Below are 22,408 nucleotides of genomic sequence, written 5' to 3' on the forward strand. Positions count from 1 at the left end.
CCGCTGGGAGTGGCCGAACCGCTGGGCGTGGCCGTCCTGGGCGCGGGCCACATGGGCGCCGACCATGTGCGCCGGCTCGCGCGGACGGCCGGGGCGCGCGTGGTGGCCGTGGCGGATCCCGACACGGGGCGGGCCGAGCGGGCCGCGGCCGGGCTCGACGGCGTACGCGTGCACGCCGACGCCCTGGACGCGCTCCATCAGCCCGGGGTACGGGCCGCGGTGGTGGCGTCCCCGGACGCCCGGCACGAGGAGGCGCTGCTCGCCGCCGTCGCGCGGGGCCTGCCCGTGCTGTGCGAGAAGCCCCTCGCAGCCGACCCCCGGGCGGCGCTGCGGGTCGTCGAGGCGGAGGCCCGGGCCGGGCGCGCCCTCATCCAGGTGGGGTTCATGCGCCGCTACGACGCCGCGTACCAGCGGCTCAAGGCGCTCCTGGACGCCGGTGACCTGGGCAGGCCGCTGATGCTGCACTGCCGGCACCGCAATGTGTCCTCTCCCCCGCACTTCACGTCCGCGATGCTCCTCAGCAGTACGGTGTCCCACGAGATCGACGCGACGCGCTGGCTGCTCGGCCAGGAGATCACGGCGGTGACCGTCGCCCGGCCCCGGCCGTCGTCCGGTGCGCCCGCCGGGCTGCTCGACCCCCAGCTGGTGCTCCTGGAGACGGACGGCGGCGCGCTCGTCGACGTGGAGGCCTTCGTCAACTGCGGCTTCGGCTACGAGGTGACGTGCGAGGCGGTGTGCGAGCGGGGCACGGCCCGCGTCGGAGACGAGCACGCGATGGCCGTACGCTCCCGGGGCGCCGCGCGCCAGGAGATCGCGCAGGACTACCTGACGCGTTTCGCCGACGCCTACGACCGCGAGGTCGAGGCGTGGGTGCGAGCGGCGCGCGAGGGGCGGATCAGCGGACCCGGCGCCTGGGACGGGTACGCGGCGGCGGCCGTCGCCGACGCGGGGGCGCGGGCGCTGCGCTCCGGGCGTCGGATCGCCGTGGACCTCGCCGAGCGGCCCTGACCGGCCGCCCGCGCACCGCCACCGGAGGCCGAAGCCGTCAGCCGCGCCCCGGCCGCCAGTAGCCGAGCGCGTGGACACGACTCTTGGGCAGCGCAAGTTCCTTGCGTACGTACGCCGTCAGGGCGCGGGTGGTCGTCGTGTCGCAGGTGATCCACGCGTAAACGTCGGGCGCGCCGTCGACGGCCGCCGCGAGACCCGCCTTGGCCTGCTCCACCAGGGCGGCGCCGGAGGCCTGTCGTTCGATCCAGTGCACCTCGTGGAGCGCCGGGTCGACACCCAGGGGCAGCTCGCGGTCCGAGGCGTGCTGCGTCTCGAACCAGATCGTCGCGGGGATGCCCGGCATCGCCTCCAAGAGGGAGTTCACCGCGGGCAGCGAGGCCGCGTCGCCCATGACGAGCAGCCGCGACGGCTCCGGCTGCGGCAGCTCGAAGCCGGTGCCCTGCACGGTCGCCTCGATGGTGTCGCCGGGCCCCGCCTTGCGCGCCCACTCGCTCGCGCAGCCGTCGTGCAGCGCGAACTCCAGGCTGAACGTGCCAGCCTCGGGGTCGGGGCCGACGACGGTGTAGGCGCGCTGGTGCGGTTTGCCCGCGTTGTCGAACCACAGCCGTGCCCACATCGTGGGGTGCACACCGGTCTGCGCGAGCATGCCGCCGTCGGTGACGTGAATGCGGCGGTAGTGGTCCGTCACGTCCTCGGCACCGGTCACCGTGAACCGGAAGTCCTTGCCTCGGAACAACTTGAGGACGACGCCTTCCCAGCCGTGGCCCACCCCGGTCTCCTCCCCTGCGATCCTGAAACGCCCGTTGAGATCCTGAAACGCCCGTTTCACGTGGAACAACGGGCGCACGTGATCGAGTTAGGCTAGCCTAACCTATTTTTAGGGGTCGGGTCCCGCCCCCAGGGGCCGGATTCCGCCTGCGCGGGGGCTGGGCTCCGTCGCCTCAGACGCCGCCGAGGAGTTCCGTCAGGCTCTGATCCAGATCGAGCCCCACCTCCTCGCCGTCAGCGCCCACGACGGCGTACGTGCGCATCAGGAAGCGCCGCAGCGCTGCCCGGTCGAACTGTACGAGCGCGAGGCCGTGCGGGGCATGGAACTCCAGGACGGTGCGCGCGCGGCCGCACGGCCAGACGTGCACGTCCCCCGCGCCCGCCGGGGCGCTCAGACCCTCCTCGAGCAGGCGGCGGGCGAAGACCCATGTCACCTCGGCGCCATCCAGGGACACCTTGGGCGGGAAGGTGACCTGCACCGCGAGCGGATCACTCGCCTGATAGCGCAGCGTCACGGGGATCGGACGCTCACGGCCCTCGGGAGTGATCAAGCGAGCACGGGCGGACTGCTCGAGCGTGACGGCCATGGTCGGGCTCCACTTCTGCCGGTTCCTTACCCCTACGACCCGGTAACGGGTGCCCGCATTACGGGAGTGCATGAAGAGTTCACTGTGACCTGTGTCACCTCTCCCTGATATGTCCGACATTTCTCACCTAGTCTTTCGAACTCACCCACCACCCCCGCAGTGGGACAGGAGTGTCCTGTCATGTCCGACGTCCCCGCCGACGTCCCCCCGGGCGTTCCCACCGGAGTTCCTTCCGAGACCGCCGCTGCCGCGTCCGGGGCCGTGACGGCCGCGTACGCGCGCGTCTACGAAGCCGAGCACCCGCGTCTCGTGGCGTACGCGCGCTCGCTGACCGGCAACGCCTGGGTCGCCGACGACCTGGTCGCGGAGGCGCACTTCCGCGTCTGGCGGCGCCTGGCCGCGGGGCACGAGATCGAGAACGTGGCGGCGTACCTGATGACGACCGTGCGGCACCTCGCGGTGTCGGTGGGGCAGGCCGCCGCGAAGGAGACCCCGCACGACCCGCAGGCCTCGTGGGTGCCCGAGGCCGTCGACGTCACCACCGTCGCCGACGGGGAGGGCGACCCGGCGGCCCGCGTGTCCTCCGTCGACCTCCTGACGCGGGTCCTGGGTCAGTTGCCCGAGCGCTGGGTGACGGCGCTGTGGCTCGCCGAGGCGGAGGGCCAGCCTCTCGACGCGATCGGCCGCAGCATCGGCGCGGGCCGCGGCGCCACGGCGGTGCTGCTGCACCGGGCTCGCGAGGGCATGCGCCAGGCCTTCCTGCGCGCGCACCCGGGGGTGCCCGAGAACCCGGCCTGCGAGACCCACTGGGACCGCATGCCCGCGCACATACGCGGCGAGGCCTCGCCCCGGCAGTCCGAGACGCTGGCCGCCCACCTCGGCGGCTGCACCGACTGCCGGGCGCGCCTCGCCCTGCTGACCCGTGCCAACCACCGGCTGCCCGCCCTCGTCGGGCCCGCCCTGCTCCTGTTCGTCCTCGGCGGCACGGGCAAGTTCCTGGTGCCGCTCGCGGCGGGAGCCGGCGCGGGGGCCGTAGCCGCCTCCGGCGGGAGCGCGCCCGGTTCCGGGGGGCTGCTGCACGGCCTGCGTCACGCCCTGACCGCGGGCGGGAAGCTTCCCGTGGCCGTGGTCGGGGCCGTCGGCACCACGGTGGCCGGAGCCGCCGTCGCGGCGAGCCTCGTCCTGAGCGGCACGGGGCACTCGACGGCCCCCGCCCGCGCCACGACGGCGGAGAGCGGCGCGGCCTCCCGCCCGGTGGACGCGCCGGGGAAGGCCTCGGAGCCGGAGAAGGCCTCGGACGTCGCCGCGCCCGAGCCCCGGCCGGGCGCGGTGGCGGAGCCGGAGGCGCCGGGAGGCGCGGCGCAGGAGCGCACCGGGCCCGGGCCCGAGGCGCCGGAGGCTTCGCAGACGCGGCCTGAGCAGCCCCTTGGGCAGCCCGCGGAGCGAGCTTCGGACCAGCCTGCTGAGCAGCCCCAGGTTCCGGCGCCGGCCCCGGCCGCGCGGCCCGAGCGGCCTGAGCAGGCTCCGCCCGTGCCGCAGGTCCCGCCCGTGACTCCCGTGGTGCCTGTGGCGCCCGAGGCCCCCTTGCCGTCGGTCCCGCCCGTCCCGCAGCCGGATCCCCCGCGCCCTCCGGAGCCGACGCCCACGCCCCCGCCCTCACCCACACCGAGCCCAGCTCCGACCGAGCCGCCCGCGCCATCCCCCACGCCCTCACCCACGCCGAGCCCGACGCCACCCCCGGAGCCCACGCCGACCCCGACGCCCACGCCCACTCCCTCGCCCACCGTGCCTCCGGAGCCCACCCCCACGCCGACGCCGGTCGAGCCCACCCTGCCGCCCGAGCCGACGCCGACCCCCACCCCCGTCGACCCGCCACCCACCACGGGCCCCGTCTGCGACCACTGGGCCGGCCCCGTCTTCATCTGCCACCGCCCCTGAGCGAGCCGCCCGACGAACGGCCTGCGCCTTCCGGCGGCGTGAGGCCCCGCGTGCGTACAGGCAGGTACTCGACGGAAGGGAACAGACCAGGTAGGAGTACGAGGCGTGTCCTCACCCCATGCGTCCAACGCCGCCGACCGCGTCTCCGCGCGCGAGGCCATCGCCGCCGTCACCGCCGACTTCACCGAACTCCAAGAACCGCCGAGGGCCGCGCGGCCCGACGGCCCGCTCGGCTGGTCCGGGTACGACGACGCGCGCGCCTCGGCGTACGAGCGCACCGGCGAGACGGAGTCCGTCGTGTGCGGCACGGCGGTCGTCGAGGGTGTGCGTGCCGTCCTGGTCTCCTTCGAGTTCCGCTATCTGGGCGGCTCGCTCGGCGAGCGGACCGGCGACCGCCTGGAGGCGGCGTACGCGACAGCCCGCGCGCACCGGCTTCCGCTCGTCTCGCTCATCGCGACCGGCGGCAGCCGGATGCAGGAGGGCATGCGGGCCCTGACCCAACTCCAGCGCGTGGCGGCCCAGTCGGCGCTCAACCGCGCGGCGGGCCTTCCGCAGCTCGCGGTGCTGTGCGACCCGACCACCGGGGGCGGCTGGGCGACCCTCGGCGCGGGGGCCGACGTCGTGCTCGCGCTGCCGGGCGCGCAGGTGGGCTTCGCGGGCTCGCGGGTCAGGCCGCCGGACGCCGACCCGGCGGCGTACACCGCCGAGGGGCAGCTGGCTGCGGGCACCGTCGACGCCGTCGTACCGCACGACCAGCTGCGCGGACGCCTCGGGCACTGGCTGCGGCTGCTCACCTCGCCCGCGCGGGGACCCGTCGCACCGCCGCGGGCGCTCGGGGACGCGCGGCCGTCCGGCACCGGCTGGGAGGCCGTGCTCCGGGCCCGCGCGCCCGAACGCCCCCGCGCGGACGCCTACCTCGACGCGTACTTCTCCTCCCGGGAGGAGGTCAGCGGGGACCGGTGCGGCGGCACGGACGCGGGCCTGCGCTGCGGGTTCGGCCTCCGGGACGGCCGGGCGGTCGCGTACGTCGCCCAGTGCGGGACCCCGACACTGCCCGCCGGGTACCGCACCGCGGCCCGGCTCATCCGACTGGCCGACCGGCTCGCCGTGCCCGTCCTCACCTTGATCGACACGCCAGGGGCCGCGAACGACGCCGCCGCGGAGCGCGCCGGGGCGGGCGCCGCCATCGCGGACGTCTTCGCGGCGGTGGCCGCCGCGCGCACCCCGGTCACCAGCCTGGTCATCGGCGAGGGCGGCTCCGGCGGCGCGCTCGCCCTCGCCGCGCCCGGCCGCACCTGGGCGGCGCCGGACAGCTACTTCTCGGTGATCGCCCCCGAGGCGGCGGCCGCCATCCTCAAGCGCCCGCGCGCGGACGCACCCGGCCTCGCGGACGAACTGCGCCTTCGCCCCCAGGACTTGGTCGACCTGGGCGTGGTGCGCGGCATCGTCGCGCGCTGACCGCGGGCCGCCCGGCCGGGGCGCGGCGCCGTGCGGCCCGCCGTGCGGGATCGGGCCCCGCGTTGCAGGATGGCCGCATGTTGTTCGCCCGGGTAGCGGAGGTCTCCAAGGAGGTGGCGGCGACGGCGGCGCGGTCACGGAAGGTCGCGCTGCTGTCCGACCTCTTCCGGACCGCCGAGCCCGCCGACGTGCCCCTGGTCATTCCCTATCTGGCGGGACGACTGCCCCAGGGGCGGATCGGCGTGGGCTGGAACGCGCTCAAGGACCCCGTCGCCCCGGCGGCCGAGCCGTCGCTCGCGGTGGCGGACGTGGACGCGGCGCTCACCGCCCTGGCCGCGGTCGCGGGCGCGGGGGCGCAGGCGGAACGGCGACGGCTCGTCCAGGAGTTGCTGGGCGCGGCCACGGCGGACGAGCAGAAGCTGCTGTTCGGGCTGCTGACCGGGGAGGTGCGCCAGGGCGCGCTCGACGCGGTGGCCGTGGAGGGGCTCGCGCGGGCCACCGGGGCCCCGGCGCCCGAGGTGCGGCGGGCCGTGATGCTGGCGGGTGACCTGACACCGGTGGCCCGCGTGGTGCTCGAAGGCGGGGTGGACGCCCTCGCGGACTTCCGGCTGACCGTCGGCCGCCCCGTCCAGCCGATGCTCGCGCACAGCGCGCCGACCGTCGGCGAGGGAATCGACAAGCTCGGGCCGTGCGCGGTCGAGGAGAAGCTGGACGGCATCCGCGTCCAGGTGCACCGCGACGGCGACGACGTACGCGTCTACACGCGCACCTTGGACGACATCACCGACCGCCTGCCCGAACTGGCGCCTCTCGCGGTCGAGCTGGCGGGCTCCCGGTTCATTCTCGACGGCGAGATCATCGCGCTCGACGCGGCCGGGCGTCCGCGGGCCTTCCAGGAGATCGCCGGGCGCGTCGGCTCCCGTCTCGACGTGGCCGCCGCGGCGGCCGAGCTGCCCCTGTCCCCTGTTTTCTTCGACGCGCTGTCCGTCGACGGCCAGGACCTGCTCGAACTGCCGCTGCGCGAACGGCACGCGGTGCTCGCGCGGCTCGTGCCCGAGCCGATGCGGGTACGCCGCGTGACCGTCGAGGACCCGGCCGACGAGAAGGCCCGCCGCGCCGCCGACGACTTCTTCGCCGCGACCCTCGCGCGCGGCCACGAGGGCGTCGTCCTCAAGGGTCTCGACGCCCCCTACAGCGCGGGCCGCCGCGGCGCCTCGTGGCTGAAGGTCAAGCCCGTGCACACCCTTGACCTGGTGGTCCTGGCCGCCGAGTGGGGCCACGGGCGGCGCACCGGCAAGCTCTCCAACCTCCATCTGGGCGCCCGGCGCCCGGACGGCACGTTCGCCATGCTCGGCAAGACCTTCAAGGGCATGACGGACGCGATGCTCGCCTGGCAGACCGAGCGCCTGCGCGAACTGGCTCTCAGCGACGACGGTTTCGTCGTGACCGTCCGCCCCGAGCTGGTCGTGGAGATCGCCTACGACGGACTGCAGAAGTCCTCGCGCTATCCGGCGGGCGTCACGCTGCGGTTCGCCCGGGTCGTCCGGTACCGCGAGGACAAGGGGCCGGCGGACGCCGACACCGTGGCCACGGTCCTGGAGCAGCACCAGGGCTGAGCCCGCGGCGCGGCTCACTCCGGGCCGGGCGCCTCTTCGCGCGCGGCGCCCGCGGCGCGCCGACGCGGGCGGCCGTGGTCGAGCCAGGCCTGCTCCCACTGGCGGGTCATGGCCGGGTAGACGATGAGGTACCGGAAGGGGAGGATGCCGGCCATGTAGAGCCGCCCGAACAGGCCGTTGGGTTTGACCAGCGCCGCCATGCGCAGTTCGTAGGCTCCGCTCCCGGTCCGCATCCAGCCCAGGTGCATGATGGCGTGGACCGTCCTGTTGCCCAGCTCGCGGGCCGCTTCGTCGTCGAGTTGGTAGACCTCGGAGAACGGGTCGGTGCAGGGGACTGCGTCGTCCGCGGTCCGGGCGAGGTCGGGCGGGAGGCCGTCGCGCAGCGAGGCGACCCGGCCGCCCAGACCGGCCCGGGGACCGTCCCAGCCGAGCAGGGCACCGAGCTTCCAGCGCAGCGCGAACAGGAACCGGACCGCGGCCGGGTCCTTCCGGATGTCGTAGGCCGTCTTCAGCGCCTCGATCATGACGGGGAAGTCGTCGGGCCCGGCGTCGGGCGCGCGGAACGACCACACGTCCTCGATCCGGAAGCCCTGGGTGAATTCGTGGATCCGCCACGGCTGTGCGGTGTGGGCGGCTTTCGGGATGCGCATCGGTCATTCCTTCCGAGCCGGAGTGCCCTGTCGGTGGGGCCGGGGCCCGGTGACCACGCCCTGAAGGGCGCGCCGCCACCGCGGCCTCACCAGAGAAAACGGAACCGCTAGTTCTGGAACTCCTGGTTTCGTTACTCCTGGTTCCGTATGATGCTCCCATGTCTGCTCGAAAGCAAGCGCGCAACCAGGGGGGCCGCCCCCGGGACGGCCGCGTCGACGACGCCATCGCCTCGGCCGTCGGCGAGTTGCTGACCGAGGTCGGCTACGCGCGGCTCACGGTGGCGGAGGTGGCCGCGCGAGCCGGTGTCGGCAAGGCGGCGATCTACCGGCGCCACGCCACCAAACAAGAGATGATCTTCGACGTCCTCCTGCCGGACCAGTTCCTGGCCGTGGCCCCCGACCACGGATCGCTCCGCGCCGACCTGGCCGCCGTGCTCGCCGAGGTCGCGGACGCCATGACCGCCCCGCCGCCGGGGACGGTCCCCGGGCTCCTCGCCGACCTCCACGCCGACGCCGACCTGCGCGACCGCTTCGACGAGAAGTACGTGGGGGACCAGCGCCGGACCCTCACGGAGATCCTGGACCGCGCGACCGCGCGCGGCGAACTCACCACCCGCCCCGACCCGGCCGCCCTCAACGCCCTCCTCGTCGGCCCGGTCTTCGCCTGGCTGTTCCTGTTGTCCGAGCCCTCCGACCAACTCCCCACCCTGACCGACGCACTCCTGGACGCGGCACTCGCCCTCGTCGGCGCGGCCCTCCCGGTTCGACCGGTGCCCTGAGCACGGCGTCCTCGTCCGGAGGGCGCCTGCCCCCGGGCCGTGATGTCCGGTGCTCCCTCGTGCAGGTGCGGCGCTCGGCCGGGGCGCCGCTGAGGTGAGCGGCGAGGTGAAGGGCCGCTCCGAAAGAATTTCCGGTCCTGGGGCTGCTGTTGCGCGCGTTCGGCGCTGTACCGTCTCGCACGAGCGTCGGTGGTGTGGAATGGAGCGGCGTATGCCCAGCCCCCTGGCCCGAGTTGACGTCTCCGCGGCGTGTGCGCTCGGGTGCTCACGTACGTCCCGGGTGTACGCCCTCGTCCCCTCCCACACGCACCTGCCGCCGGTCGGTCGGCGGTCGGTGCGGGGCCTTGCTGATCACGCCACCCTTCCTTCCCTTTACTCGGTTCCTGGCGGAGCCGAGCCCCCACAGAACGAAGGGACAGACGACCATGCTGCACCCCATACGCCTGGGTCTCGCGGGTACCGCCACGGCGGTCCTCCTGACCGCGGTGCCCGCGGCGAACGCCGTGGCAGCGCCGGATCCCACCACCGCGAAGAGCGACGCCGCAGTGGTGACACTCCGGTACGACGACAGCCGGGCCGGTGGCTGGGAGGCCGCGATCGCGGCCGGAGTCGCCTCGTGGAACGGCAACGTTGACAACGTCAAGCTGGTCAAGGCCACGCCCGGCACCCGGGCCGAGATCCAGATCGTGGCCACCAGCGGCTGGCCGCAGGCCACCCTGGGCCCGGTCCGCCCCGGCGGCCGCGGCGTCGTCCAACTCGGCCAGCAGGCGGTCACGCAAGGCCACGACAAGACCCGCATCACCGCCCACGAGATCGGCCACAACCTCGGCCTGCCCGACACCAAGCCCGGCCCGTGCTCCCAGCTGATGTCGGGCTCCAGCGCCGGCACGAGCTGCAAGAACGCGGTGCCCGACGCCGCCGAACAAGCACGGGTCGAAGCCGCGTACCGCAACGGCGCCGCAGCGCACACGCCCACCGACGGCCGCGTACTGGTCGACGCGCGGTAGCCCCAAGCGCAGCCCCAGGCACGACGATGCCCGACCGTGCGCCGCACGGTCGGGCATCAGGCCGGCGGCGTCACCGAGGCCGTCGGCCGGGGGGCCATCACCCCCGGGGGATGTGTCCGTCCCTCATGCCGCCTCCCGCGTCCGGCGCACCGTCGTCGTCGCGACCAGGGCTCCGACGGCCATCAGCGCCGTACCGCCCACCCCCAAGGGGTGCCGTTCGGGGGCCAGGCGCCGCATCTGAGCCCGGCTCAGCACGTCGGACGTGTCCTTCGAGTCGTACGTCACCTCGATCGGGCGCCCCTCGACCGCCCGGGGCAGCGGGGGCGCCTCGGCCAGGTCGGCCGTGACCGGAGGGCCGCCCTCAGGCTTGCGGAACCGGACGGTGACGCGGCTGGTGCGGCCGTCGCCGTCGGTCGTCACCGCCACCGTCTCCGCATCGACGGCCACACCCTGCTTGTACATCCGCGTCACCAACGTGTGCCCGGGATACGCGAAGAACGTGAGCACGAGGACCCCGGTCAGGAAGAGCAGCGCCGCCCAGCACAGCCGCCTGCGCCGCCAGGGGGCCGTCCGGTGCCGAGCCGGTGTGGTCGTCGTCATGTGACCAGCGTGACCGGCCCGTGTGCTGGAGCCATGACGTCCGCGTACGGGCTGTGCCACGGAGGGCCCCGACGGTCGCCGGAGCGGGCGGAACTAGTCTTCAGGTCATGAGCGCTCTTGAGTCGATCCACGACGTACCCGTTCTGACCTGCGCCGCCGAGGGCGAGACCATCCGTGGCGAAGGGGACGTCCTGGATCTCGTCGGCAATGCCTCCTATCAGGGGGCCCAGTGGGTGGTCATCCCGGCCGCACGGCTCGGCGAGGAGTTCTTCCAGCTGCGCACGCGGGTCGCGGGCGATATCGTCCAGAAGTTCGTGAACTACCGCGTGGGCCTCGCGGTGGTCGGCGACATCTCCCGCCACACCGAGGCCAGTTCGGCACTGCGGGACTTCGTGCGGGAGAGCAACCGCGGGCGCCAAACGTGGTTCCTGGCGGACACGGAGGAGCTGCGGGAGCGGCTGAAGGGATAACCGCCGCACCGGGCCCCGCCGCACCGACGGCCCGCGACCCCCGCGTCACGACAGGCCGAGGACCCGCAGCGCAAGCCCGATCGCCGGCTTCGGGCCGAACGACGTGGACTTGCGGGGCAGCAGCACCCCGGCCCGCGCCAACTCCCGTACCCGCTCCTCCCGGAGCGCGGGCAGCAGCACGGCGCTGCCCCGGCCCGGCGCCGCCACCGCCGCGACCGCCCTGGCCGCGTCGTGCTGGTGGCGTACGGCGCCGGGCAGCTCCGGCACCGACCAGGCGGCGTCGATCAGCAGATGGTCACTGACGGCCGAGGGAAGCCCGGCCCACTGCGGCGGCCGCCCCGCGAGGGCATCACGCAGGGCCTCGGGGTCAGGGTCGCTGACGGCCCAGGCCCGGCCCCCGCCGACGAGGACCACCTCGTCCGGCGCGGGCCCCCGCGGCCCCTGCGGCAGTGGCCGGACGCGGGCGACCTCCGCGGCCGCGGTCGCCGCCTTCTCCGGGTCGAGGCCGGGGAGCACCCGGTGGATCGCGGAGAGCCGCGGCGGATACGCGACCGTGTCGACGAACAGGGCCAGGCTGCTGGCCCAGGGGCTGCTCCGCTCCGCGCCCAGGCGCAGGCAGGCGGCGTGCCGGTGGTGGCCGTCCGCGATGAGGGCCTGATCGGTTTCCACGCCCGCGCTCAGCAGGGCCGTTTCGGCTTCGTCGTGGCACGCCCACACCAGGTGGGTGGTGTCGCCGACGCGGGCGACGGCCGTCGGCGTGCGGCGCGTGATGTGGTGCGTGATCCGCGTGCCCGTCGACCTCGTACCGCGGTACGTCAGGAGCAGCGGCTCCAGTTGGGCGCGCAGCCCCGCCATGTGGGCCGCGCGCTGGCGTACGACGTGGGCGGACACGCCCTCGTGCGGCAGCAGGGGCCGTGCCGGGCCCCGCGGATGCGGAAGCGGCAGTTCGCCGATCACGCCGCGCTGCAGGATCCGGGCGCCGCGCTGCTGCTGGTAGACGTACAGGGCGGGGCGCTCGTCGCGTTTCAGCACGCCGCGCCGCAGCCAGCGCCGCAACTGGCCTGCCGCGGCCTGCGGGTCGGAGGCGTAGAGGAGACGGGCGATGTGGTGCGGGCGTACGCGCTGGGAACGCGCGTGGGCCGGGTCGAGGTCGTCGTGGGGCGGGGCCACGAGTCCGGACAGGTCACCGGCGCGGTCCTCGTCGTAGCGCACGGCCCGGAAGGGGCGCAGGCGCGGCGGAGTCGGGTCGGGCGCGGTCGGGTCGTAGGTGGACATGGGGCACTCCTGTGGGATGGCGCGGCCTGCCGGGGGCAGACGTCAGACGGCGTCTGCCCCCTTCTGCCACGGGTCAGTGGGTCAGGCCGCGGCGGGCCGGGGCGCGGGCGGCGCCAATCGGCCAGTGCGGTGCAGGCCGTACAGGGCGCTCGCGCAGCCGAGGCCGAGCGCGAGCAGCGCGGCCCAGGGCAGCGCGGGAAGCCCCGCCTCACGTGCCGCGTCCAGGGCGGCGCCGGTGAGGAGGTTCCCGAGCGTGATGCCGATCCCGCAGACGGTGTTGTAGAGGCCGTAGTGGGTGGCGACGAGGCGATCCCCGGAGAGGCGGACGATGGTGTCCATCTCGAACGGGTAGGCGATCATCGTGCCGAGGGCCAGGAGCAGCGCGGCGAGCGCGGGCGGCACGGCGGCCAGGGCCCACAGCGCGACCCCGGAGCCGGGCACGGGCACCGCGGTGGCCAGGAGCAGCGGCACGAAGGCGACGCCCATCACGGACAGGCCCCTGACGAGGGCTTCGCCGGGTTCGTAGCGGGCCTTGCACCAGGCCGTGACCCTGGTCTGGCCGACGATGGTGCTCAGCCCGCTGACGGCGAAGAGCGCCGCCACGGCCACGGTGCCGAACTGCCCGTCCCCGCCGAGCCTGCGCACGTCCAGGGGCAGCGCCAGATAGACCTGGAAGGACAGGACGTACGAACCGATCATGGCGGTGGAGAACAGCAGGAACGGCCGGTTGCTGAGGATGCCCCGCCACTGGGTGAGCACGCGCTCCCCCGCCCCCTGGGCGCGCTGCCCGCCGCGGACGGGCAGCGCGCGGATCTGCACCACCGAGAGCAGGGCGAAGATCGCGGCCGCCACCAGACAGGTGACGCGGAAGTCGACGCCGGTGAGGACCATGCCGACCAGCGGGCCCAGCAGGATCCCGGCCTGATAGAAGACGTTGAACAGCGCGAACGCCTCGACTCTGCGCTCCCCCGCGTCGACCGCGAGGTAGGCGCGCACCGCCGGGTTGAACAGCGCGCCCGCGAGGCCGGTGGCGGCCGACGCGGCGAGCAGCGCGGGCAGCGAGTCGACGAGGCCGAGCGTCGCGAAGCCCGCGGTCCGCAGCACACAGCCCGCGACGATCAGGGGCTTGTAGCCGAACCGGTCGGCGAGCGTGCCGCCGACCAGGAACATGCCCTGCTGGCTGAAGTTGCGTACGCCGAGGACGAGTCCGACGAGCCAGCCCGCGAGGCCCAGCGTGCCGGAGAGGTGGGCGGCGAGGTAGGGCATCAGCATGTAGAAGCCGAGGTTGATGGTGAACTGATTCACCATCAGGAGCTGGACGCTGCGTTCGTAGGACCGCAGGTGGACGAGGGTGGCTTTCACCGGCCCGCCTCCGGCTCCGCGGTCAGGGTCAGCGGGTCGACGACCTCGGCGCACCGGGTCCAGCGGTGCACCTCCTTCTCGTCGGGGCGGCCGATGACCTCGGGTTCGGCGGGGGGCGGGCTGGCGAGCAGGCCGTGCCGCGCGCAGTAGTCGTCGTCGTACACGGTGCCGAGGTAGCGCTGCGGTCCGTCCGGGAAGATCGCGGCGATGCGGGTGTCGGCGGGCAGGGTGCGGGCGAGCCAGCCCGCGACGAGCGCGACGGCGCCGACGCTCCAGCCGCCGGTGGCGTAGTGGGAGGCGGCGAGGCGCCGGCAGGTCCACACGGCCTCGTGCGGGGCGACCCAGTGGACCTCGCGGAAGGTGTCGTAGGCGACGTTGCGGGGGTAGATGCTGGAGCCGAGGCCGCGCATGAGGCGGGTGCGGGCGGGCTGGCCGAAGATGGTCGAGCCGATGGTGTCGACGCCGACGATGTCGATGTCCGGGTACAGCTGGCGCAGGACGCGGCCGACGCCCGCGGAGTGGCCGCCGGTGCCGACGCTGCACACGAGGACGTCGATGTGGCCGAGCTGGGCGGCCAGTTCGAGGCCGAGCGGGGTGTAGGCGCTGGTGTTGTCGGGGTTGTTGTACTGGTCGGGGCACCACGAGCCGGGGTGGGCGCGCAGCAGTTCGCTGACGCGGTCGCGGCGGGCCTGTTGCCAGCCGCCGGCGGGGTGCGGCTCCGCGACGATGTCGACGCCCGCTCCGTAGGCGGTGAGCAGGCGCGTCATGGACGGTTCGAGGCCGGGGTCGGTGACGAGGGTGACGGGGTGGCCGTGGACCATACCGGCCAGGGCCAGGCCGAGGCCGAGGGTGCCGCTGGTGGACTCGATGATCCGGCCGCCGGGGCGCAGTTCGCCCCGGGCGCGGGCGCGCTCCACCATGTGCAGTCCGGGCCGGTCCTTGATGCCTCCCGGGTTGAAGCCTTCCAGCTTGGCCCAGAAGCCGTGCCCGGCGGGTGCCAAAGGCTCGGAGACGCGCAGCAACGGCGTGTCCCCCACGAGGGCCGAGAGGGCGGAACGGTCGGATGTCCTGGCGGTGTTCATGAGTGACTGCATCTCTTTCGCTCTCGCTCGACGAATGCGCGGTGCGTGTCCCTCTCGCGTCGCGGCCTCGCGGTGGACGGGCGTCCGTGCGTGCGGGGCCGCGGGCGCGGCAGCCGGGGTGCGGCTGCGGGCGAGCGGTCTAGATGCGCCACCGGGCCGTGCGGACGAGGGCTGTCCTGCCCGTACGTGTTCTTCGGCGCCGCTGCGGTCTGCGGGGCCCTGGCCCGCCGAGGACGGGAAGGGCCGCGGCGGCCATGAGGGTGCCTGCTCCGGTGGGTGGCTGGTCCACCGGGGCGGCGGGGGTGCGCAGGGGTCCGTCCGGGGCGCACTCTTCGGAGCCGTGGTGCTGGTGGGGGCTGTGGGGCGCGGCGTCCTGGGTGGGGGGAGCGGCGAGGGGGGCCGCGGCGGGCGGGCGCGCGGGGCCGCGGTTCTCGTCGAGCGGTCCGTGCACGAGGGCGCACAGCGCCATGACGGTGAGCAGACTGCCGCGCACGAGCGCGGTGGCCCTTCGCCGCCACTGTGGGCGCACCCGCCGGGGGCGGGCGGGCAGGCGGGTGGGTACGGACACGGGTCCTCCGGTCGCACGTCTCCTGGACGGCGGCGGCCGTTCAGGAGCGGGCGACGGATGTGAGTGGGGGGTGGGGGGAAGCGAGCGGCCACCGGCGACGGCCGCTCCCGCCGTCATGGACGGGAGGGCAGGGGGGCCGGTGTCGCGGGCTAAACCTGGTGGACCACGGATGTCTTGACGGCCACGGACGGCGTGACCGTGTACTCGGCCGCGCCGGAGCCCCGCACGGCGGACGGGTGCCCGGGGGCGTCCGGCTGCCCGACGGAGGCCGCAAGGCAGGGCGGTGCGAGGGCCGGTCCCTGGGCGGGCTGTCCGGAGGCGCACTGCTCGTCCGGATGCGCGGGGCCGTGGTCCTGGTGGCGTACGTCAGCGGTGCCGAGGGCGGACGGCTCCGCCTTGCCGGCGGGCGGGACCTCGGCCGTGCTCGGCACGGACACGGCACTGGTGACCAGGTGCGCGCCCGCGTTGTCGGGGCTCGCCCCGTGCGTGAGGGCCACGGCGAACAGCAGCACGGCGAGCGCCAGGAGCCGCAGCAGCGGACCTGTCCCTGGACCGGGACGCGCCGCGGCACGGGCCCGCGCCATGCGCCGGGGTGACCAAACCGTAACCACGCCGTGATCCTAGCCAGCCCCGGGCGTCACTCCTTCAACTCCCCCGAAACAGCGTCATCGCGCCAGGCAAATGACCGAATCCACTACACAGCCGTGGTCGGCCAGGTCAGCGCAGGTCCAGCCGCATGAGGACCCGGGGGTGCCCCGCCAGCACGGAGGTGGTGTCGGCGGCGTGCGTGAACCCTGCCCGCTCGAAGTTCTTGCGGATCCCGGCGTACGCCATGGTGAGGTCGACCCGGGCGTCTCCGCTGTCGAGCGGGTACGCCTCGATCGCCGGCGCGCCCCGGTCGCGGGCGAACTCGACCGCGCCGGCGATCAGGGCATGCGAGATGCCCTGTTTGCGGTGGCCGGGGCGCACGCGGACGCACCACAGCGACCACACCGGCAGGTCGTCGACGTGCGGGATCTTCCGGCTGCGGGCGAACGAGGTGGCCGCGCGCGGCGCCACTGCGGCCCAGCCGACCGGCTCGTCACCGTCGTAGGCGACCACTCCGGGCGGCGGGTCGGCGCGGCACAGCTCGGCGACGTACTCGCCCCGGGCGGGGCCGCGCAGCTCGTTGTTGAGCTTGGAGGGGATGCGGTAGCTGAGGCACCAGCAGACGTTCGCCCCCGGCGACTTCGGGCCGAGCAGCGTGCGGACGTCCTCGAAGGCCGACGCCGGGCGCACCTTGATGACCATGGGCCCACGATGTCATGCCACCGGCAGACGGGCACGATACGGGCGAACTGCAAGCCGGAACGGGCAGTTGTCCGCCGCGCGCCGGTCCCCCCGCCCGGCTGAACACCGGGGGCGAGGGCTCTCTCCCGGTCACAAGCGGGCAGAGAAAGGCTCCGCGCGGGCACGGGCGGCCTCTCGCGGAGCCGGTAGAAAGGCCTACGGCTGTCAGTTTCGAGTGGTTGCGGACAGCACAGCCGCGCTGTCGCGCCCGCGCGCCGCCACCCCGCTCGCGCGGCTCGGGTCGCTCACAGGTGCTGGGGCCCAGGCCGTGGGTACGGATGACGTCGGCGGCGGACACGGCGTGCAGGGCGGTGACCGGGCAAGGCCCGGTCACCGCCGTACGCCCGGCGGCACCACCCCGCGCGCGCTTCGAACGTTCCCCGCCCTGTCGGCGTCATAGCGGTATCCGTCGTCGAAAGGGCCGACATGACCGCCGCACACCCTCGTCTTCCCGTCCGCTTCCTGGCTTCCGCCGTCCTGGTCGTGGGGGTGCTGGGCACGACCGCCGCCTGTGGGGACGAGCCCTCCCGATACGTGACGAAGGCGCGGCCCGCGCCCGACCCGTCGACGGGCGGCACCGGCTGGAAGGAGCCTTCCTTCTACGCGTACACGCTCAGGTCGGGTGAGGGGGAGCGGTCCCTCATCGGGACCTTCCGCGTCACGGTGCGCGACGGGAAGGTGCGCGAGGCGGTCGGCCTCGACGACAGCGGGCGTCGCGTCGTCAAGGACCTGCCCGGCCAAGTACCCACTATCGGTGAGCTGTTGAAGGAGGCAGAACAGGCCAGGCGCGAGAAGGCGCACACGGCCGAGGTCGAGTACGCGGCCGACGGACACCCGAAGCGGATCACCCTGGACTGGGAGAAGGCCGCGATCGACGACGAGGCCCTGTACGTCATCAGCGCCTACAGGACGCTCGGCGCAGCAGAGCCGAACGGGTGACGAACGGTCACCTTTCCGGTCGAGGAGGTGTTACGTGTTGCGGCAGGGCGAGATGAGTGTCCGACCTTGACGCTCCGACGGCATGGCCGTCGTATTCCGCAGGCCGCCGCTGCCGGGAAGGAAGAACGATCGTGAAGATCGCCAAGGCCGCCGTCGGTGTCGTCGGCGTCGCGCTGGCCCTCGGGGCCGTGACTCCCGCCGTCGCCGCCGAACCGCTGGGCGGAGGACAGCAGTTGCTGGACACCGCCGTCACCGGGAACAAGACCCCGCTCGACGCCGTCGACGTGAAGAAGGTCGTCGGCACCGTGGACGAGACCGCGGGGAAGCTGAAGAAGGCCGACGCCACCAGGGCCGCGGGCAAGGCCAGTGAGGTCGCGAAGGGCGCGGGCGCTCTCTGACGTCCCGCGCGCGACGACGCGGCGCCCCAGGAGACTGGGGCGCCGCGTTTCGTGTGCCAGCCTCCCGCCCCTCGTCGCCCCGCGCCTTCAGGCGCCACCGTGAGGTGACCAGCGCCATGTCACAACTCTCCGCTACAACGCCACTGTTGAGCGTGCGGCGCCGCGCGGTGGCGGCGCGGGGACGAGAAAGGGCACGCGCGTGGATCCTGTGGTGGCCGGGGCAGTGACGACAGTGCTCGTCAGTGTCGTCAGCGGCGTGGTGAAGACAGTCCGCCAGTGGCTCGGCAGGGAGGTGGAGCTGGCACGCATCACCCAGGAGGCCCTGACCGAGCGGGTGCGCTGCGCCGCCCCGTGGGCGTCGCTGCGGGAGTCCCGCGACGGCCATGACATACAGGTCGTCGCCACGGCGCGGCACGCGCCCCCCCGGGTCGCGGCGCGTCCTGGCCGTCCCTCGGCCCCGGCGATCGGGGGTGGCCGTCGTGGAGGAGACCGCGAGCGCTGAGCTGAGCCCGCCGCGGCCCCTGGAGGCCGACACGGTCGCGCTGCCCGGGCGGGAGCTGGCCGAGGAACTGCACGAGACGGAGTACCCGGCCCTGGTGCGGTTCCTGCTGTTCCACGGAGCTTCCTGGAGCGAGGCGCAGGACGCCGCGCAGGACGCGTTCACGCAGATGTGCGCGCCGGGCGTGGCCATCCGCTACCCCAAGGCCTGGCTGCGCGCGGTGGCCTGGCGCTCGTGGGTGGCGCAGCAGGTCCGCCTGGAGGACAGCTGCGCCGAGCCACCGGAGCCGCGCGTGCTCGTGCGGTGGCAGACGCCCGCGCACGCGGCGGAACTCGGCGAGGAGGCCCGGCGCGTCACCGCCCTGCTGCTCGGGCTTCCCGCCAAGCAGCGGGCCGCCATGGCCTGGCACCTCGACGGGTTCACCACGCAGGAGAGCGCTCGCGCGATGGGCACGACCCAGGCCGCCGTCCGGCAGAACCTGGCGCGGGCCAGGGCCGCGCTGCGGGCAGGCCTCGGCCTGGCGGGCGGCGGCGCCGGCGCCGTGCGCGAGGGGCAGCGATGAGTCCCGGCGCGGGGACGACGGGCCGCGACGGCGCGCGCGAGGCCGGGCGCGCGCTCGACGCCCTGCTGGCCGCCGCCCACCGGCGCGTCGGCATCGCCGTGCACGACCGCATCATGGGGCAGGGCGGCCCGCCCGAGCTGCGCGACCCCGACCTCGCCCTGGACCGGATGCTCGCCACCACGTACCGGCAGACCGGACTCGCCGTCACCACGCGGCTCGACCGGGAGGCCCGAGCCGCCGGGGAGCCGAGGGCGGCACAGGGACCGGTGGCGCCCGCGGACAACGCGCTGATGCGAAGGCCCGCGGCCGTGCGCCTGAAGTACCGCCTGGAGGCACTGCGCATTGCCCGCGCCTTCGGCCCTGTGGGCCTCCTGGACTCGCTGCGGGCGGCGCTGCGCGAGGCGCGGCGCCTCGCGGAGTTCCTGGAGGCGGGCACGGCGCCCGTCGGGGCCCGCGAGTCCGCCCGTCGGCTGGACGCGCGCCTTGCCCAGGTGCGGCTCCCGCCCGCGCCCCGGCGCCGCGCGTCGCCCGTGATCGGCAGCGACTACACCGCCGCTGTAGAGGACTTCCTCGCGCCGGGGGCGGAACAGCTCGTCCGTGCGGTACGGGACGTGCGCCTGCTGCTCGACGAGGAGCTGGCGCCCGGCTACCTGGGCGCCGACCTCGTGGCGCAGGACCTGGTGGACGACCTGGCGGACGCGCACGACCAGGCCGTGGCCCTGTGCCGCGCCATCAGTGACGTGGAGCGGGCCGGCACGGACTTCGTCGGCGCCGACCTCCGGGAGGCGCGGCTCGACGGCGTGCGCCTCGAGGGCATCAAGTGGGACGCGACCACCGCGTGGCCCGCCGAGTGGGAGCCGCTGATCCGCCGGGCCTCACTGCCGGTGGGCGGGGAGCGGGGCGTGCTGGTCGTCGCGGCGGAGCCGTACGACAGCGTGGTGTCCGCGGACACGTAGGGCGGTCCTCGACGCGGCCACCGCCCCTCGCGGCGCCCCCGGCCGCTCCCTCAGACCGCCCCTGTCTCCGCGTACCACCAAGTACCGGCCAAGGAACGGCAAAATCCGGACCGATAGGGTGGCATGAACACGAAGCCACCCACCAGCACGAAGTCACCCCACCAGCACCAGAAGTCACTCCACCAGCACCAAGGGAGAGCTGTGTCCGCCTCACGTTTGAGCCGAACCCCGTTGCCCGGCATCGGCACGCGCTACGACCTCACCACGCGTGAACAGCGACGGCTTTCCGTCGTGGCGCACCGGGACGGCGGGCGCACGCTCAGCGCCTACCGGTCGGACGACCCGGACGCCTGCGCGCTGTCGCTCCGGCTCACCTCGGGGGAGGCGGCGGCGCTCGGTGACGCGCTGCTTCCCGCGCCGCAGTGCTCCACGGTGCTGCACACCACCGACCTCGGCCTGGTCGCCGAGCGCGTCGAGATCGCCGGCGGCTCGCACTGGAACGGGCGGCTGCTCGGCGAGACGCGGCTGCGGACCGAGACCGGCACGTCGGTCGTGGCGGTGCTGCGCCGGGCGGAGGCCATCCCGTCGCCCGCGCCGGACTTCCGGCTCGCGGGCGGGGACACCCTCATCGTGATCGGCACCCGCGAGGGTGTGGAGAGCGCCGCGACGATACTCGGCAGGGAGTGAGCGCGTGCATTCTGCTGTCCTGCTCATCGAGTTCGGCGCCATCATCCTCGCGCTCGGCCTGCTCGGCCGGGTCGCCGGGCGGTTCCAGTTCTCCCCCATCCCGCTGTACCTCCTCGCCGGGCTCGCGTTCGGCACCGGCGGCGTGCTGCCGCTCGGCGCCAGCGAGGAGTTCGTCGCCATAGGCGCCGAGATCGGCGTCATCCTGCTGCTCCTCATGCTCGGCCTCGAATACACGGCCAGCGATCTGGTCAGCAACCTCAAGACGCAGTACCCGGCCGGGATCGTCGACTGCGCGCTCAACGCGGTGCCGGGCGCCGTCGCCGCGCTCCTGATGGGGTGGGGCCCGGTCGCGGCGGTCGTCCTCGCCGGGGTCACCTGGATCTCGTCCTCCGGCGTCATCGCCAAGGTGCTCGGCGACCTGGGGCGGCTCGGCAACCGCGAGACCCCGGTGATCCTGAGCATCCTGGTCCTCGAAGACCTCGCCATGGCCGTGTACCTGCCCATCATCACGGCCCTCCTCGCCGGGGTCGGCTGGGCCGCGGGCGGGCTCACCCTCGCCATCGCCCTCGGCGCGGCGGGCGCCGTGCTCTTCGTCGCGGTGCGCTACGGGCGTCTCATCTCGCGCTTCGTCTCCAGCGACGACCCGGAGAAGCTGCTCCTGGTCGTCCTCGGCCTGACCATCCTGGTCGCGGGCATCGCCCAGCAGCTCCAGGTGTCGGCCGCCGTCGGCGCGTTCCTCGTCGGGATCGCGCTGTCGGGCGAGGCCGCCGAGGGCGCGCACACCCTGCTCGCGCCGCTGCGCGACCTGTTCGCCGCCGTGTTCTTCGTCTTCTTCGGTCTGCACACCGACCCGGCGAGCATCCCGCCGGTGCTGCTTCCCGCCCTCGCGCTCGCCGTCGTGACCGCCTGCACGAAGATCGCCACCGGGTACTGGGCCGCGCGGCGGGCCGGCATCTCCGTCAAGGGACGCTGGCGGGCGGGCGGCGCGCTCGTGGCGCGCGGCGAGTTCTCCATCGTGATCGCGGGCCTCGCGGTCTCCGCGGGCATCGAGCCGTCACTCGGGCCGCTGGCCACGGCGTACGTCCTGATCCTCGTGGTGGTCGGGCCGCTCACCGCCCGGTTCGTGGAGCCCCTCGCGGCCTTCGCGGGCGGCCTGTCCCGGCGCCGGGACGTCCAGGGGCGGGCGCCGCAGCCCTCCCCCGTCAAGCGGCCCGAGGAGAGCGCTCCGGTGGCCGAGCCGCTTACCTCCGAGGTCATCGACGTCGACTGAGGCCGCCCCCGACACTGTCGAGCACGCCGCGCGCCGCCAGGGCGCGCGGCGTGACCTGGGGAGGAGCCACATGAGCGAGAACACGTCCACGGCCACGCGCGCGACCGTCCAGGAGCTGTTGCGCAGGATCGGCGAGGGGGACCCGCGGCGGACCGCCGCCCTGTACGCGCCGCGCGTCGACTGGCTGCTCGACTGGCCCGACGCCGAGCACGGGCGCGCCGACACGCCCTGGATCCGGCGCCGGTCCACGCGCGCCGACGTCGCGGCGCACTACGGCCAGCTCGCCACCTACCACGTACCAGGCGAGGCCGACACGCGCATCGAGCGGATCCTCGTCGACGGCCGGGACGCGGTCGTGCTCGGCGAGATCCGGCAGACCGCCAAGCCCACCGGGCGCGCCTACCGGGCCCGGTTCGCCCTGCACCTGACCGTCGAGGACGGCCTGGTCACCCGGCACCACGTGTACGAGGACTCGCTGGCCGTCGCCAAGGCCTTCGCCGGGCGGTGAGCGACGCGGTGCGAGCCCGCCCCACCGCCTCCCCGCCCAGGTCGCGGCGCCTGAGCGGGGCGCTTAGCGTGTGACGGGGGTGTCTTTCGAGG

General features: G+C 74.5%; 25 protein-coding genes. 15 read left to right on the forward strand and 10 right to left on the reverse strand.

The features are described 5' to 3' along the window. Positions 1–9 precede the first annotated feature (9 nt). Complete coding sequence (locus AC07GB_RS12820; protein ID WP_478844843.1) at positions 10–1,008, forward strand: Gfo/Idh/MocA family protein; 999 nt, start codon at positions 10–12, stop codon at positions 1,006–1,008. 37 nt (positions 1,009–1,045) lie between these two features. Here AC07GB_RS12820 and AC07GB_RS12825 read toward each other — a convergent pair whose 3' ends face one another. Both AC07GB_RS12825 and AC07GB_RS12830 read right to left on the reverse strand, forming a co-directional pair. Further along, positions 1,046–1,777 (reverse strand): siderophore-interacting protein, encoded by a 732-nt coding sequence (locus AC07GB_RS12825; RefSeq protein ID WP_478844488.1) that lies wholly within the window; start codon positions 1,775–1,777, stop codon positions 1,046–1,048. 172 nt (positions 1,778–1,949) lie between these two features. Next, on the reverse strand, positions 1,950–2,363 hold the full coding sequence (locus tag AC07GB_RS12830; RefSeq protein WP_478844490.1) for an SsgA family sporulation/cell division regulator: 414 nt from the start codon (positions 2,361–2,363) through the stop codon (positions 1,950–1,952). Between the two features lie 180 nt (positions 2,364–2,543). Between AC07GB_RS12830 and AC07GB_RS12835 the strand changes: the two genes are divergently transcribed. The 3 genes from AC07GB_RS12835 to AC07GB_RS12845 all read left to right on the forward strand — a co-directional run bounded on the left by AC07GB_RS12835 (position 2,544) and on the right by AC07GB_RS12845 (position 7,375). Then, positions 2,544–4,301, forward strand: coding sequence for a sigma factor (locus AC07GB_RS12835; protein WP_478844492.1), 1,758 nt, complete (start codon positions 2,544–2,546; stop codon positions 4,299–4,301). A 105-nt stretch (positions 4,302–4,406) separates the two neighbouring features. Further along, the gene (locus AC07GB_RS12840; protein WP_478844494.1) at positions 4,407–5,759 is read left to right on the forward strand and encodes a carboxyl transferase domain-containing protein; all 1,353 of its coding nucleotides are present in this window, start codon (positions 4,407–4,409) and stop codon (positions 5,757–5,759) included. A gap of 77 nt (positions 5,760–5,836) precedes the next feature. Continuing rightward, a complete protein-coding gene (locus tag AC07GB_RS12845) occupies positions 5,837–7,375 on the forward strand; it encodes an ATP-dependent DNA ligase (RefSeq protein WP_478844496.1) in 1,539 nt (512 codons plus the stop codon). Between the two features lie 14 nt (positions 7,376–7,389). On the opposite strand, the gene AC07GB_RS12850 is transcribed toward AC07GB_RS12845, so the two are convergent. Beyond that, positions 7,390–8,025, reverse strand: coding sequence for a DUF2867 domain-containing protein (locus tag AC07GB_RS12850; RefSeq protein ID WP_478844498.1), 636 nt, complete (start codon positions 8,023–8,025; stop codon positions 7,390–7,392). Between the two features lie 158 nt (positions 8,026–8,183). On the opposite strand from AC07GB_RS12850, the gene AC07GB_RS12855 reads away from it, so the two are divergent. Then, entirely contained in the window at positions 8,184–8,804 is a 621-nt protein-coding gene (locus tag AC07GB_RS12855) for a TetR/AcrR family transcriptional regulator (protein WP_478844500.1), read from the forward strand. Positions 8,805–9,229: 425 nt separating this feature from the next. Beyond that, on the forward strand, positions 9,230–9,811 hold the full coding sequence (locus tag AC07GB_RS12860; protein ID WP_478844502.1) for a snapalysin family zinc-dependent metalloprotease: 582 nt from the start codon (positions 9,230–9,232) through the stop codon (positions 9,809–9,811). 123 nt (positions 9,812–9,934) lie between these two features. On the opposite strand, the gene AC07GB_RS12865 is transcribed toward AC07GB_RS12860, so the two are convergent. Next, positions 9,935–10,411, reverse strand: coding sequence for a hypothetical protein (locus AC07GB_RS12865; RefSeq protein ID WP_478844504.1), 477 nt, complete (start codon positions 10,409–10,411; stop codon positions 9,935–9,937). 107 nt (positions 10,412–10,518) lie between these two features. Here AC07GB_RS12865 and AC07GB_RS12870 point away from each other — a divergent pair, with 107 nt between their 5' ends. Continuing rightward, complete coding sequence (locus tag AC07GB_RS12870) at positions 10,519–10,881, forward strand: DUF4180 domain-containing protein (protein WP_478844506.1); 363 nt, start codon at positions 10,519–10,521, stop codon at positions 10,879–10,881. Positions 10,882–10,926: 45 nt separating this feature from the next. Here the strand turns inward: AC07GB_RS12870 and AC07GB_RS12875 are convergent, their stop codons facing one another. The 6 genes from AC07GB_RS12875 to AC07GB_RS12900 form a co-directional block, all read right to left on the reverse strand. Then, complete coding sequence (locus AC07GB_RS12875) at positions 10,927–12,156, reverse strand: DUF1015 family protein (protein WP_478844508.1); 1,230 nt, start codon at positions 12,154–12,156, stop codon at positions 10,927–10,929. An 81-nt stretch (positions 12,157–12,237) separates the two neighbouring features. Continuing rightward, positions 12,238–13,464 (reverse strand): MFS transporter, encoded by a 1,227-nt coding sequence (locus tag AC07GB_RS12880; protein WP_478844845.1) that lies wholly within the window; start codon positions 13,462–13,464, stop codon positions 12,238–12,240. A 50-nt stretch (positions 13,465–13,514) separates the two neighbouring features. Next, positions 13,515–14,600, reverse strand: coding sequence for a PLP-dependent cysteine synthase family protein (locus AC07GB_RS12885; RefSeq protein ID WP_478844510.1), 1,086 nt, complete (start codon positions 14,598–14,600; stop codon positions 13,515–13,517). Positions 14,601–14,739: 139 nt separating this feature from the next. Further along, positions 14,740–15,168 (reverse strand): hypothetical protein, encoded by a 429-nt coding sequence (locus AC07GB_RS12890; RefSeq protein ID WP_478844512.1) that lies wholly within the window; start codon positions 15,166–15,168, stop codon positions 14,740–14,742. Positions 15,169–15,317: 149 nt separating this feature from the next. Continuing rightward, entirely contained in the window at positions 15,318–15,779 is a 462-nt protein-coding gene (locus AC07GB_RS12895) for a hypothetical protein (protein WP_478844514.1), read from the reverse strand. A gap of 106 nt (positions 15,780–15,885) precedes the next feature. Next, positions 15,886–16,458 carry a GNAT family N-acetyltransferase gene (locus tag AC07GB_RS12900; protein ID WP_478844516.1) on the reverse strand — a complete coding sequence of 191 codons (573 nt, stop codon included), beginning with the start codon at positions 16,456–16,458 and terminating at the stop codon, positions 15,886–15,888. A 465-nt stretch (positions 16,459–16,923) separates the two neighbouring features. Here AC07GB_RS12900 and AC07GB_RS12905 point away from each other — a divergent pair, with 465 nt between their 5' ends. The 8 genes from AC07GB_RS12905 (at position 16,924) to AC07GB_RS12940 (ending at position 22,316) form a co-directional block, all read left to right on the forward strand. Next, positions 16,924–17,436 (forward strand): DUF6174 domain-containing protein, encoded by a 513-nt coding sequence (locus AC07GB_RS12905; protein WP_478844518.1) that lies wholly within the window; start codon positions 16,924–16,926, stop codon positions 17,434–17,436. A gap of 131 nt (positions 17,437–17,567) precedes the next feature. Continuing rightward, complete coding sequence (locus tag AC07GB_RS12910; RefSeq protein ID WP_478844520.1) at positions 17,568–17,834, forward strand: hypothetical protein; 267 nt, start codon at positions 17,568–17,570, stop codon at positions 17,832–17,834. Positions 17,835–18,057: 223 nt separating this feature from the next. After that, positions 18,058–18,336, forward strand: coding sequence for a hypothetical protein (locus AC07GB_RS12915; protein WP_478844522.1), 279 nt, complete (start codon positions 18,058–18,060; stop codon positions 18,334–18,336). Then, positions 18,314–18,895 (forward strand): RNA polymerase sigma factor, encoded by a 582-nt coding sequence (locus AC07GB_RS12920; RefSeq protein ID WP_478844524.1) that lies wholly within the window; start codon positions 18,314–18,316, stop codon positions 18,893–18,895. Before AC07GB_RS12915 ends, AC07GB_RS12920 begins: the two co-directional genes overlap by 23 nt. Further along, positions 18,892–19,851 carry a hypothetical protein gene (locus AC07GB_RS12925; protein WP_478844526.1) on the forward strand — a complete coding sequence of 320 codons (960 nt, stop codon included), beginning with the start codon at positions 18,892–18,894 and terminating at the stop codon, positions 19,849–19,851. The genes AC07GB_RS12920 and AC07GB_RS12925 overlap by 4 nt, the downstream gene beginning before the upstream one ends. A 201-nt stretch (positions 19,852–20,052) precedes the next feature. Continuing rightward, the gene (locus AC07GB_RS12930; RefSeq protein ID WP_478844528.1) at positions 20,053–20,538 is read left to right on the forward strand and encodes a cation:proton antiporter regulatory subunit; all 486 of its coding nucleotides are present in this window, start codon (positions 20,053–20,055) and stop codon (positions 20,536–20,538) included. Positions 20,539–20,542: 4 nt separating this feature from the next. Continuing rightward, the gene (locus AC07GB_RS12935) at positions 20,543–21,808 is read left to right on the forward strand and encodes a cation:proton antiporter (RefSeq protein WP_478844530.1); all 1,266 of its coding nucleotides are present in this window, start codon (positions 20,543–20,545) and stop codon (positions 21,806–21,808) included. A 70-nt stretch (positions 21,809–21,878) separates the two neighbouring features. Continuing rightward, the gene (locus tag AC07GB_RS12940; RefSeq protein ID WP_478844532.1) at positions 21,879–22,316 is read left to right on the forward strand and encodes a nuclear transport factor 2 family protein; all 438 of its coding nucleotides are present in this window, start codon (positions 21,879–21,881) and stop codon (positions 22,314–22,316) included. The last annotated feature ends 92 nt before the right edge of the window (positions 22,317–22,408 follow it).

Source organism: Streptomyces sp. NPDC045778, from assembly GCF_056431945.1.

Excerpts from the sequence above, each read along its gene's own strand:
- AC07GB_RS12940 (WP_478844532.1), top strand. The coding sequence starts at position 21,879 with ATGAGCGAGAACACGTCCACGGCCACGCGCGCGACCGTCCAGGAGCTG.
- AC07GB_RS12885 (WP_478844510.1), bottom strand. The coding sequence starts at position 14,600 with ATGAACACCGCCAGGACATCCGACCGTTCCGCCCTCTCGGCCCTCGTG.
- AC07GB_RS12855 (WP_478844500.1), top strand. The coding sequence starts at position 8,184 with ATGTCTGCTCGAAAGCAAGCGCGCAACCAGGGGGGCCGCCCCCGGGAC.
- AC07GB_RS12900 (WP_478844516.1), bottom strand. The coding sequence starts at position 16,458 with ATGGTCATCAAGGTGCGCCCGGCGTCGGCCTTCGAGGACGTCCGCACG.
- AC07GB_RS12830 (WP_478844490.1), bottom strand. The coding sequence starts at position 2,363 with ATGGCCGTCACGCTCGAGCAGTCCGCCCGTGCTCGCTTGATCACTCCC.
- AC07GB_RS12865 (WP_478844504.1), bottom strand. The coding sequence starts at position 10,411 with ATGACGACGACCACACCGGCTCGGCACCGGACGGCCCCCTGGCGGCGC.
- AC07GB_RS12835 (WP_478844492.1), top strand. The coding sequence starts at position 2,544 with ATGTCCGACGTCCCCGCCGACGTCCCCCCGGGCGTTCCCACCGGAGTT.
- AC07GB_RS12845 (WP_478844496.1), top strand. The coding sequence starts at position 5,837 with ATGTTGTTCGCCCGGGTAGCGGAGGTCTCCAAGGAGGTGGCGGCGACG.
- AC07GB_RS12880 (WP_478844845.1), bottom strand. The coding sequence starts at position 13,464 with ATGGTGAATCAGTTCACCATCAACCTCGGCTTCTACATGCTGATGCCC.
- AC07GB_RS12925 (WP_478844526.1), top strand. The coding sequence starts at position 18,892 with ATGAGTCCCGGCGCGGGGACGACGGGCCGCGACGGCGCGCGCGAGGCC.
- AC07GB_RS12870 (WP_478844506.1), top strand. The coding sequence starts at position 10,519 with ATGAGCGCTCTTGAGTCGATCCACGACGTACCCGTTCTGACCTGCGCC.
- AC07GB_RS12860 (WP_478844502.1), top strand. The coding sequence starts at position 9,230 with ATGCTGCACCCCATACGCCTGGGTCTCGCGGGTACCGCCACGGCGGTC.
- AC07GB_RS12875 (WP_478844508.1), bottom strand. The coding sequence starts at position 12,156 with ATGTCCACCTACGACCCGACCGCGCCCGACCCGACTCCGCCGCGCCTG.
- AC07GB_RS12905 (WP_478844518.1), top strand. The coding sequence starts at position 16,924 with ATGACCGCCGCACACCCTCGTCTTCCCGTCCGCTTCCTGGCTTCCGCC.
- AC07GB_RS12850 (WP_478844498.1), bottom strand. The coding sequence starts at position 8,025 with ATGCGCATCCCGAAAGCCGCCCACACCGCACAGCCGTGGCGGATCCAC.